The organism is Shewanella oneidensis MR-1, from assembly GCF_000146165.2.
Taxonomy (GTDB): Bacteria; Pseudomonadota; Gammaproteobacteria; order Enterobacterales; family Shewanellaceae; genus Shewanella; species Shewanella oneidensis.
In genome coordinates this window covers 966,205-981,903 of record NC_004347.2, presented here as the reverse complement: position 1 = coordinate 981,903, position 15,699 = coordinate 966,205, and the positions used below count along the sequence as shown (strand labels likewise).

At 45.5% G+C, this 15,699-nt stretch carries 12 protein-coding genes; 6 read left to right on the top strand and 6 right to left on the bottom strand.

Annotated elements, in window-relative coordinates; all coding sequences use genetic code 11:
* Positions 1-265 precede the first annotated feature (265 nt).
* The 4 genes from SO_RS04445 to SO_RS04430 all read left to right on the top strand — a co-directional run bounded on the left by SO_RS04445 (position 266) and on the right by SO_RS04430 (position 7,947).
* A complete protein-coding gene (locus SO_RS04445) occupies positions 266-1,468 on the top strand; it encodes an efflux RND transporter periplasmic adaptor subunit (protein WP_011071226.1) in 1,203 nt (400 codons plus the stop codon).
* Entirely contained in the window at positions 1,468-4,671 is a 3,204-nt protein-coding gene (locus SO_RS04440; protein WP_011071225.1) for an efflux RND transporter permease subunit, read from the top strand. The genes SO_RS04445 and SO_RS04440 overlap by 1 nt, the downstream gene beginning before the upstream one ends.
* 169 nt (positions 4,672-4,840) lie before the next feature.
* A complete protein-coding gene (locus SO_RS04435) occupies positions 4,841-5,545 on the top strand; it encodes a TatD family nuclease-associated radical SAM protein (protein WP_011071224.1) in 705 nt (234 codons plus the stop codon).
* Positions 5,546-5,709: 164 nt separating this feature from the next.
* Positions 5,710-7,947 carry a PAS domain-containing protein gene (locus SO_RS04430; protein ID WP_011071223.1) on the top strand — a complete coding sequence of 746 codons (2,238 nt, stop codon included), beginning with the start codon at positions 5,710-5,712 and terminating at the stop codon, positions 7,945-7,947.
* Here the strand turns inward: SO_RS04430 and SO_RS04425 are convergent.
* The 3 genes from SO_RS04425 to SO_RS04415 all read right to left on the bottom strand — a co-directional run bounded on the left by SO_RS04425 (position 7,928) and on the right by SO_RS04415 (position 10,679).
* Positions 7,928-9,328, bottom strand: coding sequence for a hypothetical protein (locus SO_RS04425; RefSeq protein ID WP_011071222.1), 1,401 nt, complete (start codon positions 9,326-9,328; stop codon positions 7,928-7,930). The two genes, SO_RS04430 and SO_RS04425, sit on opposite strands and share 20 nt — an antisense overlap.
* A gap of 84 nt (positions 9,329-9,412) precedes the next feature.
* A complete protein-coding gene (locus tag SO_RS04420; RefSeq protein ID WP_011071221.1) occupies positions 9,413-9,943 on the bottom strand; it encodes a hypothetical protein in 531 nt (176 codons plus the stop codon).
* Positions 9,936-10,679: a winged helix-turn-helix domain-containing protein gene (locus SO_RS04415; RefSeq protein ID WP_011071220.1), complete on the bottom strand. Its 744-nt coding sequence runs from the start codon at positions 10,677-10,679 to the stop codon at positions 9,936-9,938. The genes SO_RS04420 and SO_RS04415 overlap by 8 nt, the downstream gene beginning before the upstream one ends.
* A 444-nt stretch (positions 10,680-11,123) precedes the next feature.
* Here SO_RS04415 and SO_RS04410 point away from each other — a divergent pair, with 444 nt between their 5' ends.
* Both SO_RS04410 and SO_RS04405 read left to right on the top strand, forming a co-directional pair.
* Positions 11,124-11,945, top strand: coding sequence for a cytochrome c3 family protein (locus SO_RS04410; protein ID WP_164925828.1), 822 nt, complete (start codon positions 11,124-11,126; stop codon positions 11,943-11,945).
* 10 nt (positions 11,946-11,955) lie between these two features.
* Positions 11,956-12,480: a lipoprotein gene (locus tag SO_RS04405; RefSeq protein WP_011071218.1), complete on the top strand. Its 525-nt coding sequence runs from the start codon at positions 11,956-11,958 to the stop codon at positions 12,478-12,480.
* 66 nt (positions 12,481-12,546) lie between these two features.
* On the opposite strand, the gene SO_RS04400 is transcribed toward SO_RS04405, so the two are convergent.
* The 3 genes from SO_RS04400 to nhaD all read right to left on the bottom strand — a co-directional run bounded on the left by SO_RS04400 (position 12,547) and on the right by nhaD (position 15,469).
* On the bottom strand, positions 12,547-13,086 hold the full coding sequence (locus tag SO_RS04400) for a hypothetical protein (RefSeq protein WP_011071217.1): 540 nt from the start codon (positions 13,084-13,086) through the stop codon (positions 12,547-12,549).
* Between the two features lies 1 nt (position 13,087).
* Positions 13,088-13,834 (bottom strand): winged helix-turn-helix domain-containing protein, encoded by a 747-nt coding sequence (locus SO_RS04395; RefSeq protein ID WP_011071216.1) that lies wholly within the window; start codon positions 13,832-13,834, stop codon positions 13,088-13,090.
* Between the two features lie 165 nt (positions 13,835-13,999).
* Positions 14,000-15,469 (bottom strand): sodium:proton antiporter NhaD, encoded by a 1,470-nt coding sequence (nhaD, locus tag SO_RS04390; RefSeq protein WP_011071215.1) that lies wholly within the window; start codon positions 15,467-15,469, stop codon positions 14,000-14,002.
* Positions 15,470-15,699 lie beyond the last annotated feature (230 nt).

Below are 15,699 nucleotides of genomic sequence, written 5' to 3'. Positions count from 1 at the left end.
GAATAAGTTGACACTTATTTCCTCCTAAAAGCCGCATCAAGCGGCTTTTTTATACCCGTTTGTTCACCGGATGAACCCCTTGGCGCTCTGAAACGCTCTCCCCCATAACAGTGTCACCTGTTGGCTAAAACAATCAATGCCGTTCTGCACAAACTCGCTAGCATTATTTTTTAGATACATTTTATTTACAAAAATAAATTTATTGCGCAACATGACTCTGGTATTTTAGGCGCATTAAGCGATTTAGCACGGATGTAACCATCATATGTTCAAAACCTCACTGAGGAGATTATCTCCTTTTTTTATCTTACTGCTCTTTGTTGTTGGCGCTGGTTTGCTGATGAAAACCAAGGAGACACCGGAGCAGAAACCCGAAGATATGCCGATACCGATTGTGGATATCACATCGGTTGAGCAACAAACAGTATCACTTAACTTACCCTCCTATGGCGTTGTCACCCCGAAATATAAGACGCAATTGGTGACCGAAGTACAAGGACGAATGCTGACGATATCGCCGCAGTTTGTTGCCGGTGGCATAGTGAAGAAAGGCGACCAGCTCGCCCAAATCGAACCATCTGATTACGAAGCCGACTTAATGCAAGCCGAGGCGACCTTGGCTCAGGCCACCGCAGCTCTTAATGAGGAAATCGCCCGTGGCGAAGTCGCCAAAATTGAGTTTAAAGGCTACGACAAAGGGTTACCGCCTGAACTCGGTTTACGTATTCCACAGTTGAAAAAAGAACAAGCCAATGTGAAATATGCGCAGGCGGCCCTAGCACGTGCCCAACGCAATTTAGAACGCACCATTATTCGCGCCCCTTTCGACGGCATTATAAAAGCAAGAAATGTCGATTTAGGTCAATACGTTACCTTAGGTACTAATCTAGGTGAACTGTATGACACCAGTATTGCGGAAATCCGTTTGCCTATATCCAATGATGATTTGGCCTATTTAGAATCGGTCGATAATCCTGACACCCAAGTCACCTTAAGCGCCTCTCTGGCAGGTAAGGAGAATACTTGGATAGGCAATATCATTCGCAGTGAAGGAGTTATTGATGCCGATAACCGCATGGTTTACCTCGTCGCCGAGATTAAAGATCCTTACCTACGTGAGCACAAAACCCAAGGCAGTTTACCCTTAAAATACGGTAGCTTTGTCAATGCGGTGATCAAAGGCCGCACTGTGGATGGTATCGTGAAACTGCCTCGCCATGTGGTGCGTAATGAGCATGTTGCCTTAATTAACGACAATAATATTGTCGAGATGCGCCATGTGAATGTGGTCCGTAGCGACCTTCAAAACGTGTTTATCAAGGACAGCTTAAAAACCGGTGAACGGGTTGCTATTACTCACTTTAATAACATGGCCAATGGCCAATTAGTCAAAGTGATAGGCGAAGAGACAAAACCTGCGCAAACGCCTGCTCCTGAGTCGAGTCTAGCGGCTACTGGAGTGAAATAATGGATACGCAAAAAGGGATCATAGCTTGGTTTGCCCACAATAGCGTAGCGGCCAACTTGTTAATGTGGATAGTGTTAATCGGCGGGCTCTTTAGCGCAGTATTAATTAATAAAGAAGTATATCCACCATTTGAACTCAATCTACTTAATATCTCCGTGGCTTATCCTGGGGCTGCCCCTCAGGAAATCGAAGAAGGCATCAACATCAAGATTGAAGAAGCCATCCAAGATATTAATGGGATTAAAAAAGTGACTTCGGTCGCCCGTGAGGGAATAGGCACAATCAGCATAGAGGTAGAAGATGGTTACGATGTTCAGAACCTGTTAGATGAAGCTAAACTACGCTTAGATGCAATCTCTACCTTCCCTGTAAATATTGAAAAGCCGGAAATTTTTAAGGTTGAGCCCGAAAATTTTGTGCTGTGGGTCTCTATCTACGGTGAAATGTCACTGCACGATATGAAGGAATTGGCTAAATCAGTACGTGATGATTTGACCCAGCTCCCCGCCGTTACCCGTGCGAAAGTCACGGGGGTGCGCGATTATGAAATCGGCATCGAAGTCTCAGAAGATAAACTGCGTGAATACGGCTTAACCTTCTCGCAAGTCGCAACAGCGGTACAAAACTCCTCCATCGATTTACCCGGCGGTTCAATTCGCGCTGAGGATGGTGACATTCTGCTGCGCACTAAAGGTCAAGCCTATACGGGCGATGATTTTGCCAATATCGTCGTCACTACCCGTGCCGACGGTAGCCGCGTGATGTTGCCGCAAGTTGCCACCATTAAGGACGATTTTGAAGAACGCTTAGAGTACACCCGCTTTAATGGAAAACCCGCTGCCATTATTGAAGTCACCAGCGTCAACGATCAAAACGCCTTAGAAATTGCTGCGCAGGTTAAACAATATGTAGAGGATCGCCGCGCGACATTACCAGCCAATGCTAAGCTAGACACTTGGGGGGATATGACTCACTACCTCAAAGATCGCCTCAATATGATGTTATCCAACATGTTTTATGGCGCCCTGCTGGTGTTTATTATCCTCGCCTTATTTCTGGACTTAAGGCTTGCCTTTTGGGTAATGATGGGGATACCCGTGTGCTTCCTTGGCACTATGTTGCTGATGCCTCTCGAACCTTTTTCGATGACCATCAACATGATGACCTTATTTGCGTTTATTCTGGTACTCGGGATTGTGGTCGACGATGCCATAGTGATTGGCGAGAGTGCCTACGATGAAGTTGAGCGTCATGGGCACTCGATTGATAATGTGATCCACGGAGCACAAAAGGTGGCAATGCCAGCGACCTTCGGAGTGTTAACCACTATCGCCGCCTTTATACCTATGTTGTTGGTATCTGGACCTATGGGGGTTATTTGGAAATCCATCGGCATGATTGTCATCTTGTGTCTGGCATTTTCACTGGTGGAATCTAAATTTATCCTACCGGCGCACTTGGCCCATATGAAGTTTAAAAAACCGGGGGAGTCGACCGGTTTCTTTGGACGCTTTAGAGAAAAATTTAACAATCGCGTACAGCACTTTATTCACCACAGTTACCGTAACTTCCTCGAACGCTGTATTCGTCAACGCTATAACGTACTGGCGATTTTTATCGGTGTATTAATCCTCTCTATAGCCTTAGTGCTCAGCGGAAAAGTACGTTGGGTATTCTTTCCCAATCTCGCCTCGGATTTTATCCAAGTACAATTGGAAATGGATGAAGGCAGCTCTGAGCAAAACACTCTCAAGGTGATTCAGGATATTGAAGATGCCTTATATAAAATGAACGCCGATATTGCCCAAAAATATGGCTATGAGGTGGTGAAACATAGTTTTATTAATATGGACTCTCGCACCTCGGCCTTTATTTTTGCAGAGCTTGTCAAAGGTGAAGCGAGGGATATAGATGCCGATACTATTTCTGCAGCTTGGCGCGCGCAACTGCCCGAACTCCTATCGGTAAAAAAACTCGATCTTAACGGTGGTCGAAACATGGGTAGCGGCGGCGATATATCCTTTAGATTATCATCTAACTCGTTGGATGAATTAGCGGCGGCTTCGAAGGAGATCAAACAAAAACTGGCATCCTATGAAGGAATATACGACATTGCCGATAATTATTCATCGGGTAGCAGTGAAATCCGCCTGAAAATTCGCCCCGAAGCCGAAGCGTTAGGGTTAACCCTTTCTGATCTTGCCCGCCAAGTACGTTATGGCTTCTATGGTTATGAAGCTCAACGAATTTTGCGCAGTAAAGAAGAAGTCAAAGTGATGGTGCGTTACCCATTAGAACAACGCCGAACCCTTGGTCACCTTGAAAACATGTTGATCCGCACGCCTCAAGGCACTGCAGTACCCTTCTCTACCGTCGCAGAGATTGAAAAGGGCGAGTCCTTTGCCTCAATCACCCGTGTAGATGGTAAACGGGCAATTAGCATCACTGCTAACGCGAACAAAAATATCGTTGAACCCTCTAAAGTGGTCAATGAAATCCAAGAGACTTACTTACCCCAATTACAAGCCAAGTACCCTAGCATTCAAACAGCCCTCGATGGCGGCAGTTTAGATGAGCAGAATGCCTTGGTTGGGTTAATTCAAGGCTTTTTCTTTGCCCTGTTTACTATTTATGCCTTGATGGCCGTGCCGCTCAAATCCTATAGCCAGCCGTTAATTATTATGTCAGTAATTCCCTTTGGTATTATTGGCGCCATTTTTGGCCACCTAATCCAAGGCCTATCGATTAGCGTGCTTAGCCTTTGTGGGATTGTGGCGCTAGCTGGGGTCGTCGTAAATGACTCCTTGATTTTGGTCGACTTTGTTAACCGAGCGCGGGAGCAAGGCCAATCAATAAGACAAGCAGCGGTAGATTCGGGTTGTTATCGTTTTAGGGCGATTATCTTAACCTCACTCACAACCTTTGTAGGCCTCGCACCGATCATCCTTGAGCGCAGCCTGCAAGCGCAAGTGGTGATCCCCATGGCGACATCGCTTGCCTTCGGTATCCTATTCTCAACAGTCGTCACCTTAATCCTAGTGCCGCTGCTGTATATCATACTCGATGATGCTAAACGCCTTGGTAGCCGCCTCTACCATTGGTGGTGGCGCCCGAAAAACACGCAGGAGATGCCGTTGCATACCAATGAAACTCATAGAGTATCCTTGGATGCCGTAAATGAACCTGACTATAAGCGGGATTAGTGATCACCTGTAATCCATGCTAGCCCCATAAAAAGAGAGCTTAGGCTCTCTTTTGCTTTACTGACAACTCAAACGAAAGCGCGTAGTGCGATCTACGTGGCAGTTATCCCTAGGCGCTTTGGTTACACTCACGGCAAGTTATCGCCAAGACGCCAATAAAGCCGCTCGTATGCCAAACTCACTTACTGCTAAATCAAAATCCGCGCCGCTAATTGCCTGTGAAACCTTAGCCAATGGCAATACCACCGCAGAAGTCTGTACCAATGAGACCTGTGCCACCGAAACCTTGGTCTACGATATTCGTAAGAGCCGTTACCTCAACATCACCGGCCGCTGCACTCTGCGTTGTGTATTCTGCCCGAAACACAATGGCAGCAAGCAAATCCATGAATATCAATTGGCATTGACCCATCAACCCAAACCCGAGGAAATTATTCCACTCTTAGGCAATGTGGAAGACTTCGAGGAATATGTGTTTTGCGGCTATGGCGAGCCGACCATGAACCTTTCGACGCTGCTTGCTGTGGCCAAAGAAATCAAACGTCGCGGCGGTCGAGTTAGGGTCAATACTGATGGATTAGGCAATCTTGTGCATAGACGTAACATTCTGCCCGAACTAGCGGAGTGTGTTGATGGTTTATCTATTTCCCTCAATGCCGATAATGAGGCTGCCTATAATCAGCATTGCCGACCCAAACTTGCAGACTCCTACGCAGCGGTAAATGCCTTTATCGCCCTCGCGCCCCACTATATTGAGCGAGTGCAAGTCTCAGCGATTGAAGGATTAGACGGGGTAGATATCGACCTTTGCCGTGAGCAAGTGCTGGCTGCTGGCTGCGAGTTTAAACACAGAGTATTAGGCACGCTCGGCTAATATCGCCACAAACAATCCCAAAAACCGGATTCACGTTCATAAGCCCCCAAGAATTAACTCACTTGCTCAGTGATAAATTTATCGCTGAGCAACTTGCCGCTGTCGTAACAATTCATTCGTGTTAACATAGCCTAATTAACAGATCACCAACCTCAAATCGGCCCATGCTGAAGAACAATCCAAGCCTACAACCACTCGCATCGCTACTTTCATTAGCTCAAGGACTGCATTGGTCTCACCAACGCATGTTAGCCGTTGCGAGCCAGTTATCGATGTTAGTGATAGGTATGATTATTTTAACCCACTTAATCATAACGTTAGGTGAAAGAAGGTTGCAGGAAGAATGGGCTACACAAAGATATAGCGAATTACAAACCATAGGTACATTGATCACCGATAAGGTCGCTTTTCAGCAGTTTCGCACGCAGTTGTTTGCCAAGGATGAATTACTCAACCAGTATCTTAAAAATCCGACGCCAGCTTCACAGCAAAAATTACAGGAAAGTTGGCAAGAACTCGTTCAGCATATTCCCGAACTGCTTGGAATTGCCCTCTTCGACCCCCAAGGAAATTATAAGTTTGCAACACCAGCCAACTTTAGCCAGGACGCCCTCCCCGCAGCACTGCTAGGCTCGAGCCGTAATTTAGGTGGAAAAGAAGTATTTACCTCGCCCTTAGAGTTTGTGCCCTTAAATGGCATACTCGAACCCTATATGTATCAAATGACTTGGCTGGAAAGACCCGATCAAAGTTCCATGGGCTATCTCATCACTTACAATTCGATGGTACAGATGTTAGAGGCGATAAAACCTGCCTTTTCGAGCAATAAATCGCCCATGTTAGTGCTAGATACTCAGGGATTACTCTATGCTGGTGTGAGCGAGCTGGCGCCGCTACCCCATATTCCCGACACTCTAGGAGCGAGTTTACGCCAGAGTTATCCGGCGCTGTGGCGAGAAATGTCGATGAGCAACTTTGGCCAGTTCCACGGTGAAGACGCAACCTTCGTTTACCTCAAAGTTGAACTCACCAATCAACCTGAGCTACGCCGCGACTATTTTTTACTCTCTTATATTCGTAACGATGATATCGCCTCAAAGTTTTCCCAGTGGCAAAACATCGTCATAGTCGCCTCCTTAATGCTTACCTTTCTGGCTGCTTGGGTGATTCTACTGAGCCATATGTATCGGTTACAGTATCGCTCGCGCCAATACAGTATTGACGTTGCAAATACACTATTTAACAGTGAGGTTGGCTTTATTTTGGCCAATGAGCAGGCGCGAATTATCAGTGCCAACCCCAAAGCAGCCGAGGCGACTCAAGTTCCACAAGACGAACTGACGGACCGAAGTCTACAACGAGCACTGAATATCGATGACCTGACACACACACAAATTGTCGAACAAGTCCATCGATTGGGCGAATGGTCAGGCAACTTATCCCTCGAAAATGACAAGGGCTCAACACTAAAAGTCAATGTGCGACAGGCTCCGAAATTAGGGCGCGGTATGCCTAATATGCTAGTCACACTTGAGGATATCAGTGAGATTATTAGCAGTCAGAATCAAGCATTCTTAAGCGAGCTACTCTGCGATACTACAGTGGCGACAGCACTGACGGATGCCAATGGTAAGTTGATAAAAATCAACCCTGTATTTGATCAGCTCATGCAGCTCAATGGCGATTTGAACCATGATTTAGCGTCATTATTAGCCAATGATTTAGGCAATCAATGGCAGCGGATCACCGCCCAAATCAACATGCAAGGCCAATGGCAAGGGCAGATCCTCAGTTCGCCTAATCTTCGCCATTCCAATTGTTTACAGGCAACACTGAAGGGCCATGTTGCCGCTGACGGCGAAATAGACTACATAATCTGTACTTTAGAACAAGCTAACGACGGCCAACGTGGTGCTGAAGCTCGCAATTTTGTGCCACACCGCAGCACGATTTTGCAACACCTGTCAGATTTAGAACGTTATTTTGCCTCACTGTCCCCCCAAAGCCGCAGCAACTCAAGCCTACTGGTCATGGACATCAATCCTGAAGGATTGCTGAGCCATATGAGCGATATCGATCAACTCGAAAATCGCCAGCAGGAAGTGGAAGTTCAGCTATTACTTGAGATCCCAACCCATTACCAAATACTCCATTGGCAACTGGGTAAACTACTGTTGCTATTGCCAGATACCGATGCTACCGCGGCGCATCACTTTGCTCTCAATACCATCGAAAAACTCAACAGCAACGGCTTAGGTGAAGGGATCAGCATCGGCATCGCCAGCTATCAGGAAGGACAAAGCTTAGAGCAATACCTCAGTAATGCCGAGGTAGCACTCAAACGAGCAAAGCAGAATAACGATCAGAATATTGGTCAGGCATTTACTCGTCATCCATCTTAACAGGCGGATTAAAAGATTCGGGCAACTGGCTTTGGGTGATCTCGATAATCGCAGAGCGGTTCATGGTGATTTTATAGCGGGCGTATTCTGGCTCTTCACGGCCATCACGCAGCACTAAAATCAGATTGACTTGATAACGGCGCTCGACTGACTCATGGCTAATTTTGCCCTCAAGCTCCTTGTAAATCTTGGCCTTGCCCCGCTCTAAGTAGCGGGCAAACGGCACAAAACTAAAGTTAACTTGCTCTTGAATCGTGGAGTAACCCGCCTGAAACTCCCCTTGATTCACCCGCGTCGCAATCTTGTAATGCAAGATCTCGGCATCGACTTTATTTTGGCTATGCCTATGTTTTAGGATTTCACTCACCTTTTCAGGTAAATCCTGCTGACGCATAAACTCCAACCACACTAATTGTTTAGCAATAACCGCCTGACTGGTAGTATCCCTTAAGATACGGCTCCAACGCGGCCGACCACGCTGAATAAAGCGCCATAGGGCATTACGCACATCATCCTTAAAGATTTCCCTAAATCCGTAAATCACCGCTAAGGTCAACACAAGGGCGATGGTAAAACCACTAAAAACCCCCTGGGCTTCAATAATCAGCGCCGACACCACCAACATGACTAATGCCGTGGCAAGCCCCGTAGTGAACTTTTTGAGGCCAATGCCCAGTGGTTTTAATTCTTCTTTAAGTACAACCCCTTGCTGAATTAAACGTCTTAATAACAGCATCTTATTTGAAATTCGGTTAGGATCTTGCTTAGTCTGAGCCGAGTTATAGTTATTAGCATCGCGATAGGCAGACTCATTGCGACACAGGGTGAGCACTCGCTCCTGAATGTCGGAAAAATCGCTGGTACGGGTGGCATGGGCTAACACTTTTAACAGTTGCTGCTCACAAAACCAAGACAGATAGTTATCAGCATTTTCAAAATAGGATTTCCATTTAGGATCGCCCGGTTCATTACGGCGAAACTTTTTCAGCAGTTGGGTTATCTGCTCACACAGCTCATCGAGTGCGAGATAAAAGTGCTCCACATCGGCAATCCGATTGAGTTCTTTAACATCGTTTTCAACCGCCACCGCAAATTGGTAAGCAAACAAGTTTAAGTACAGCCTAAACTCTTCCACAGTGCGACGATTCATACTGGCGAATCGCCCTTGTACCAGCGGTAAGTGTAGGCCCTCGGAGTAATAAGAGCGGCGGCCAACAATGCCGCTATGGTAGTACTCTTCTTCGTTTAAGGTGTGCGCGCCTATGCCCATTTCTTTAGGCAAAAAGAAATAGAGGTCGAGTTGACGATTATCGCCCTTTTCCATCTGATGGCTGAACTTAATCGACAGAGATTCTTCTTGTTTGACACGTATCTTAAACACAAAAACCTTTATGACTGGAACCAAGGGTCGGCATTAACACCATGGAAAAGATAATCTAAACCGAAAGCGCAGCAAATTCACTGATTAAATTCGGCTATTGACGATTCGGCAGCCACAAACCGTGTTGCTGGGTTGAAACAAGACCACAGCATAGTCTTGGCTAGCATCGCTATCGAGTACTTCAATGCTGAGGTTATGTCTGCCTGACTCACTGAAATGTAAGCTACTGATGTAGGAGAGATACTTCATATGCTCAGGCCAATGTTTTTTATCGACCTCATCTGATTCTGTCTTGGTTTTAACCGACACGTTGTAGGCCATCCGATTAAGCTCCATATTTTGCACTTCGCCCTGCATCAGAATGGTGCCTGCACTGGAACCATCAAGGTTGAAGTAACGGTAATTAATCTGTGCATTACCCGAGGAGATCAACACATCGACCAGTAGATAGTATTTGCCGTCGTCAGCTCGCTGAGCGTGGCGATCAAAAAGTTCAGAGCTGCAATTGAGGATCACCGCCTTATTGGAAACCGATTGCAGATAAATCACCCCACAAGCCACAATTAGCGCCGTGAGAATGGTTAGATTGATGGTCCACTTTAGCCACTTAGCCACAGATCCCAACCTCCTGTAGCCACTGAGTATCAATAAACTCTTTAGGGCGTCTAAAATCGCTAATCTTCAAATTCCGAATAACCGACTGCCCGAGCTTATGACCTCGTAAAGTAATATTAAATACTTGTTTATCATGGGAAAGTGAAGAGTAAACTTCAGACCAATCACTGTGTTCACAGAGGCTCAAGCCCTGCCCTAAGCGGTCTCCTAACTCAAATAACAAGGTATTATTGGTCTTAGAATTGGCATAAAGGTGCAAGCGTATATGCTGCCCTGATGCTAAGGGGAATTCGGTTGATAATAGAGGTTCAGTGGGAACACTGTGGTCAATTCGACTCAGATAAAAACCTGAAATTGCCAACATAAAGCCAAACACGAGCAGCACACTCCACCAGGGTAAAGACTGTAATCTGTGGTAGTGAAAACTTTTTAACCGCTGCCCTTGGGTATTGTGCAGCAAATAACCTTGGCCTTTGACGGTTTCAATCAACCCTTCATATTGCGGCCCCAAAAAAGAGCGGATCATAAATACCGCACGGGCGAGTGAAGTATCCGTTAGCGGTGGGTGCTCGCCATCACCAGTCTTAAGATCATGCTTTGAGACCAGTTTACCTTGATGCTCAACCAGTAAAGTCAGCACCTGTAGCTCAGCACGAGGAAGGTGCCAAGATTCGTTCCGAGCCTGTTCGACAAGCAAGCCACGGTCTTTGTCAAACCAACAGCTCCCCACTTGCATATCGAAAACCCCGAGTCTATAAAATCATGGAATTAAGTCTATGCAATACTGCTAATGATTACTGTGATCCCGTTAACCCAAGGGGGCAAATAATTACATTTCGTGAAATAAGCCCTAGGTTGCAGCGATGCAATGAAAATCTGCTTTAGTTCACAGAGGTAAATGACATTTACAGCATCAGTTTTGGCTAATAAATCCGCCGAAATTCACATAAATGCGACAAATATCGTGCCTTCGCTCACATTACAATCGATCAAAACCAAACAATCTCACTCACTTCACCTTAAAAAACGATTAAAAACACAACGTCGTCCCCCTCAAAAATAAGCCGAATATCCTCTCTCTCAAATCACATTATTTATCTTCTACCTCCTTAAAATTGCTTTCATCAACCAAGTTTTCTGATTGATAAATAAAAGCAATTACTAAAAGAGGATATTCATGATGAGCATTAATCGACGCCAAGCATTAACTCGTATTATCGGCATCAGCACAGCGGCAGCGGGCGCAACATTAATGGGTACGTCAGCATTTGCAGCGACCAATGCCGACGGTCAATATCAATTAGCACTCGGGGAAAAACTCAAATACGTACCGCTTGATCCAATGGCCACTGCTAAACTCGCTTACCAAACAGGTGGCGGCTGTATGCACCAAGTATTTCACTCTGTAGTCACTATGCTAGCGCAATCAAATAGTGCCGATGCAGACAAGTTTAAGAGCATTCCCACCGCGCTAGCGGGTTATGGCTTTGCGGGCGTGACAGGCCAAGGTACGCTTTGTGGCAACCTTAATGCTATTGGTATGTTAGTCAATATCTTAGATGATATTAATGGCCAAAATAACGCCGTGATTGCCAATACTTTCCGCTACTATGAAAACACCACCTTACCCTTAACGTCACCCGAGTTTATCGCTGGTATTGGTTCCACTGCGGAAAAAACCGCCCTTGTTGGCAGCTCATCAAAAGCCATGAGCGTGTTATGCCACTCTTCTATCAGCAACTGGTCTAGAGCCTCAGGACTGCCATTTTCTAAAAAAGCTGAGCGCTGCTACCGCCTATCAGCGTCGATGACTTATCACCTTGTAGAACTGCTTAACCGCGCCTATCAGGGTGAAAATATTGGCGCTTTACCTGGTAGCAAACCCTCCCTTGAAGCACAGGATTGCCAAGTCTGCCATGGCAGCAGTGGCACTTTAGGATCTGCGGCAAGCGTTAAAACCGATATGGAATGCACCACTTGCCACACTGGACATTTCAATTAAGGAGGCAGTGATGAAATACCCATTACTTGCATTAACCCTAGGAACGCTTGCCCTAGTGGGCTGTGGTAGTGACGATAATACATCCGAGGAAAAAACCCCTCCGCCGCCACCACCGCCAGTTGAAAAAACCGTGAGTATTGACGAAGCAGCACAGATTAATCTGGCTGTAGAGCAATTTGATCCCAATACAGGTACCTTGGTATTTTCGCTGACAGATGCTAATCAAGCGGCGATTATCACAGCAAAAAACTACGATATTTATTATTTTGGCTTTACTGACAAAAATAAATCTTCGCCAAATCCCAAAGCATGGAAGCGTTGGCATGTCGTTCAAAACTATCGTTGCCAAAGCAAAGGTGAGTGCAGTGGTAAGTTGACTGAGGTAAAAAATGGTCAATATCAGTTTGAAATAGCAGGACTCGATTGGCAGTCAAAGGATCCGAGTGGCGCAGTGTCCCAAATTAAAGTCGCGATTCAGATCTATGGTACGAAAGCCAATAATGAACTGGCATTAGTCCCTGTCGCTCCGTTGTAATCCCTTTCATCGCATCCCAATAGATAGGCATCCACTTCAAGGAGGAGTTGGATGCCTATATTGTTATTAGCGACTACTGCATGCCCATAAATTATCACTGGGGGTAAATTTAATCAGGGTATAGTCATCGAGACGATTAATATCCACTATTTGCATATTAAGGCTCATTGTCCCCAGCGCTATTAATGCCGCCCTTGAACGTTGAACATCATCTCGCATGGGTTCAGGGAACTCTGTCTGTAGCAAATCCATTTTGACGTTTGCCTGAGCCAAATCAAATTGATAAGTCATTGAGCCAATCTCAAAATTTTTAACTACGCCAGAGTAATTAATGGACGCAAGCTCCTTAGCATTACTGCCGTAACGATAATTTAAATTCACTTTTTTGCCCTGCACTCGAACGGTAAGCGCTAATGAATGATGCAATGAAGACGAGGTGGCATCCAAAAAAGGCGGTTGATACAGCTGAGCCTGGCAGTTTAAGTTCAAACTTTTATGGCTAAAACTCGCGGCATATCCGTAGATCAATATCCCAAGTCCAAGCATCACGACCAACAGGAGTTGCCAAGGCTTAAAGCGGCTAAATGCGAAAATATTGGCTGTCATTTTAGCGACAAATCCCCGTAAGCGTTAGCCAATCTGGCTGCGAGGTATCGAGGATAAAGTTGTCAGACATTAGCTTAACCGTTTGATATTTTAGACCATTATCACGATTACCCCTTAAGATAAAGCTGATAAGCTTGCGATCTGCAGAGACATTCGCCGCAATTGATTGCCAAGGGAAAACAGCACACGCCTCGATTTGTCCCATCATTTGCTTAACGAGGGATTTCATCTCCACGCCATAATTCTGTCCCGTGTAAAACCGAACCTCAGAGGATGAACCATTAGCCATCCGGATCTGCTGACGAAAATTAGGCGCAATCTCTGTGGGGTGAGTGATATGCATGCCAATCCCACAAAGGGTGACTAGGGTGACAAGTATCACGAGCGCAAACTGTATCGGATTGATTTGATATGTTGGGGAGTCGAGCAACTTATGGTGAGTAGAAGGTGATGAAGAATAAAGAATAAATCCCTCGCCTCTCACTGTATCGAGTAGAGAGTATGGTTTTTTCCCTAATATGGTGCGTAAGCGCTTGATAACATCATAGAGAATATCATCACAGCAAGAGGAATCCTTACCATAGGATGACAATAGCTGAATTAATTCAAAGCGGGAAACCACCTTTCCTTGATTCTTAGCCAATACACTCAGCACTTGATACTCGTCGACACTCAGCATCCAACGACAACCAGAGGCATCAACTAACAAATGTTCATGCGCATCAAACCAACAATCACCAATTTGCATCTCGGCTCCTCTCACCATTTTACTTGGAGCCGAGTATACAATTTGAACTTAAACAACGCAGTGATTCGAAAGCACCTATCTTTACCAGATTAATAATCTGTGAATTACATCAATAAAAAATTAAATGCTAAAAAATCATCAAGATACAAGATGTTTCATTTATTTTTAGAACATTGCAGCATTGAGCCACATATGTACTAAAATGCTCGCGACATAACCCAGTGCAATGACAGGTGTCCAACGCAAATGGGCACCAAAGGTGTAAATCCCCCTCGCTTGTCCCATTAACGCAACTCCTGCAGCACTGCCAATTGACAATAAACTGCCCCCTACCCCTGCGGTTAACGTTACCAGTAACCATTGGCCTAGGGCCATCTCTGGGTTCATCGTCAACACAGCAAACATCACCGGGATATTATCAACAACCGAAGACAACAGACCGATAGCCACGTTGGCATAGGTCGCATCCCAGTTGGAATATAGCGCCTCAGACACTAAGCTCAAATACCCCATAAAACCAAGGCCGCCAACACACAAAACCACACCGTAGAAGAACAGCAAGGTATCCCATTCAGCGCGGGAGATCCGGCTAAACACATCGAAGGGCACCACACTACCAAGCTGCAGAAGACGTTGCTCATCCTGACGCAATTCTGCCTTGGCACGTTCACGGGCAACGGAGCGATCAAAGGTCTTACGCAGGTAATAACCAAAGAATTGTAAGAAACCAAGACCTGTCATCATCCCAAGCACGGGCGGCATTCCAAGGAAGGAGTGAGCACACACCGCGGTAGCAATTGTCAACAAGAAGAGTGCGACGATACGTTTAGCTCCAGGTTTAGTGTAAACCTGCTCTTTTTCAGGCTGAGGCACATAGTGCGGAATAAATATACTCATGATCGCGGCAGGTAAGGCAAAATTGACTAGCGCAGGAATAAACAGATAGAAGAAATCTGCAAAATGCACTAACCCCTTTTGCCAAACCATCAAGGTAGTGATATCTCCAAAGGGACTAAATGTACCGCCCGCATTGGCCGCCACCACAATATTAATACAAGCGAGTGTAATGAATTTTCGCTGTCCAGCCCCAACTTTCATCACCACAGCGCACATTAATAACGCCGTTGTTAAGTTATCAGCCACGGGCGAAATGAAGAAAGCCATAAAGCCAGTTAGCCAAAAAACGGTTCGCAAGCTAAAACCACGTCCCACTAACCAGCCGCGGATGGCATCGAATAAATTACGTTCTTCCATGGCATTGATATAGGTCATCGCCACCAATAAGAAGAGTAATAACTCGGCATATTCTAATAAATTGTGCTTAAAGGCCGTCTCAGAAACCTCTGACATACCATTTTGCACATACACAAAACCTATCATGCCCCAAATAATGCCTGCTGCGACCAACACAGGTTTGGATTTACGCAGATGCAGCGTCTCTTCAGCCATCACCAATAAATAGGCGAGAACAAAAACACACACGGCAATATAACCCACTGTTGCAGCGGTTAAATCGAGCCGTTCACCTCCTTCGGTCATCGCCCAAACTGCGGGTGAGAATCCGCTCAATATTGCCACGCAGCATAGGCTTAACAACGCCACGCCACTGTTTCTAAACCACCGCTGTAATTTCATCAAAGTTGATCTCTGCAAGGGAAATTAGTTCGCAAATTACCATAGGTCGTGTTCTGTAAATTTTGACAAAACGCAACTTTCTATGCATTTCCTGATAACGAAAGGCTCTTAAAACATTAATTTTTGTATAACTACAGATAAACCTAATAAAGACTTTACTAACTTTATTTCAAGTTAGTCTAAAAATAGCCAATAAAAAAGCACCTTTCGGTGCTTTTATGTTGATAGCA

Bases quoted from the DNA above. Each gene is read 5' to 3' on its own strand.
- SO_RS04445 (WP_011071226.1), top strand. From the start codon at position 266: ATGTTCAAAACCTCACTGAGGAGATTATCTCCTTTTTTTATCTTACTG.
- SO_RS04440 (WP_011071225.1), top strand. From the start codon at position 1,468: ATGGATACGCAAAAAGGGATCATAGCTTGGTTTGCCCACAATAGCGTA.
- SO_RS04435 (WP_011071224.1), top strand. From the start codon at position 4,841: ATGCCAAACTCACTTACTGCTAAATCAAAATCCGCGCCGCTAATTGCC.
- SO_RS04430 (WP_011071223.1), top strand. From the start codon at position 5,710: ATGCTGAAGAACAATCCAAGCCTACAACCACTCGCATCGCTACTTTCA.
- SO_RS04415 (WP_011071220.1), bottom strand. From the start codon at position 10,679: ATGCAAGTGGGGAGCTGTTGGTTTGACAAAGACCGTGGCTTGCTTGTC.
- SO_RS04410 (WP_164925828.1), top strand. From the start codon at position 11,124: ATGAGCATTAATCGACGCCAAGCATTAACTCGTATTATCGGCATCAGC.
- SO_RS04405 (WP_011071218.1), top strand. From the start codon at position 11,956: ATGAAATACCCATTACTTGCATTAACCCTAGGAACGCTTGCCCTAGTG.
- SO_RS04400 (WP_011071217.1), bottom strand. From the start codon at position 13,086: ATGACAGCCAATATTTTCGCATTTAGCCGCTTTAAGCCTTGGCAACTC.
- SO_RS04395 (WP_011071216.1), bottom strand. From the start codon at position 13,834: ATGCAAATTGGTGATTGTTGGTTTGATGCGCATGAACATTTGTTAGTT.
- nhaD (WP_011071215.1), bottom strand. From the start codon at position 15,469: ATGAAATTACAGCGGTGGTTTAGAAACAGTGGCGTGGCGTTGTTAAGC.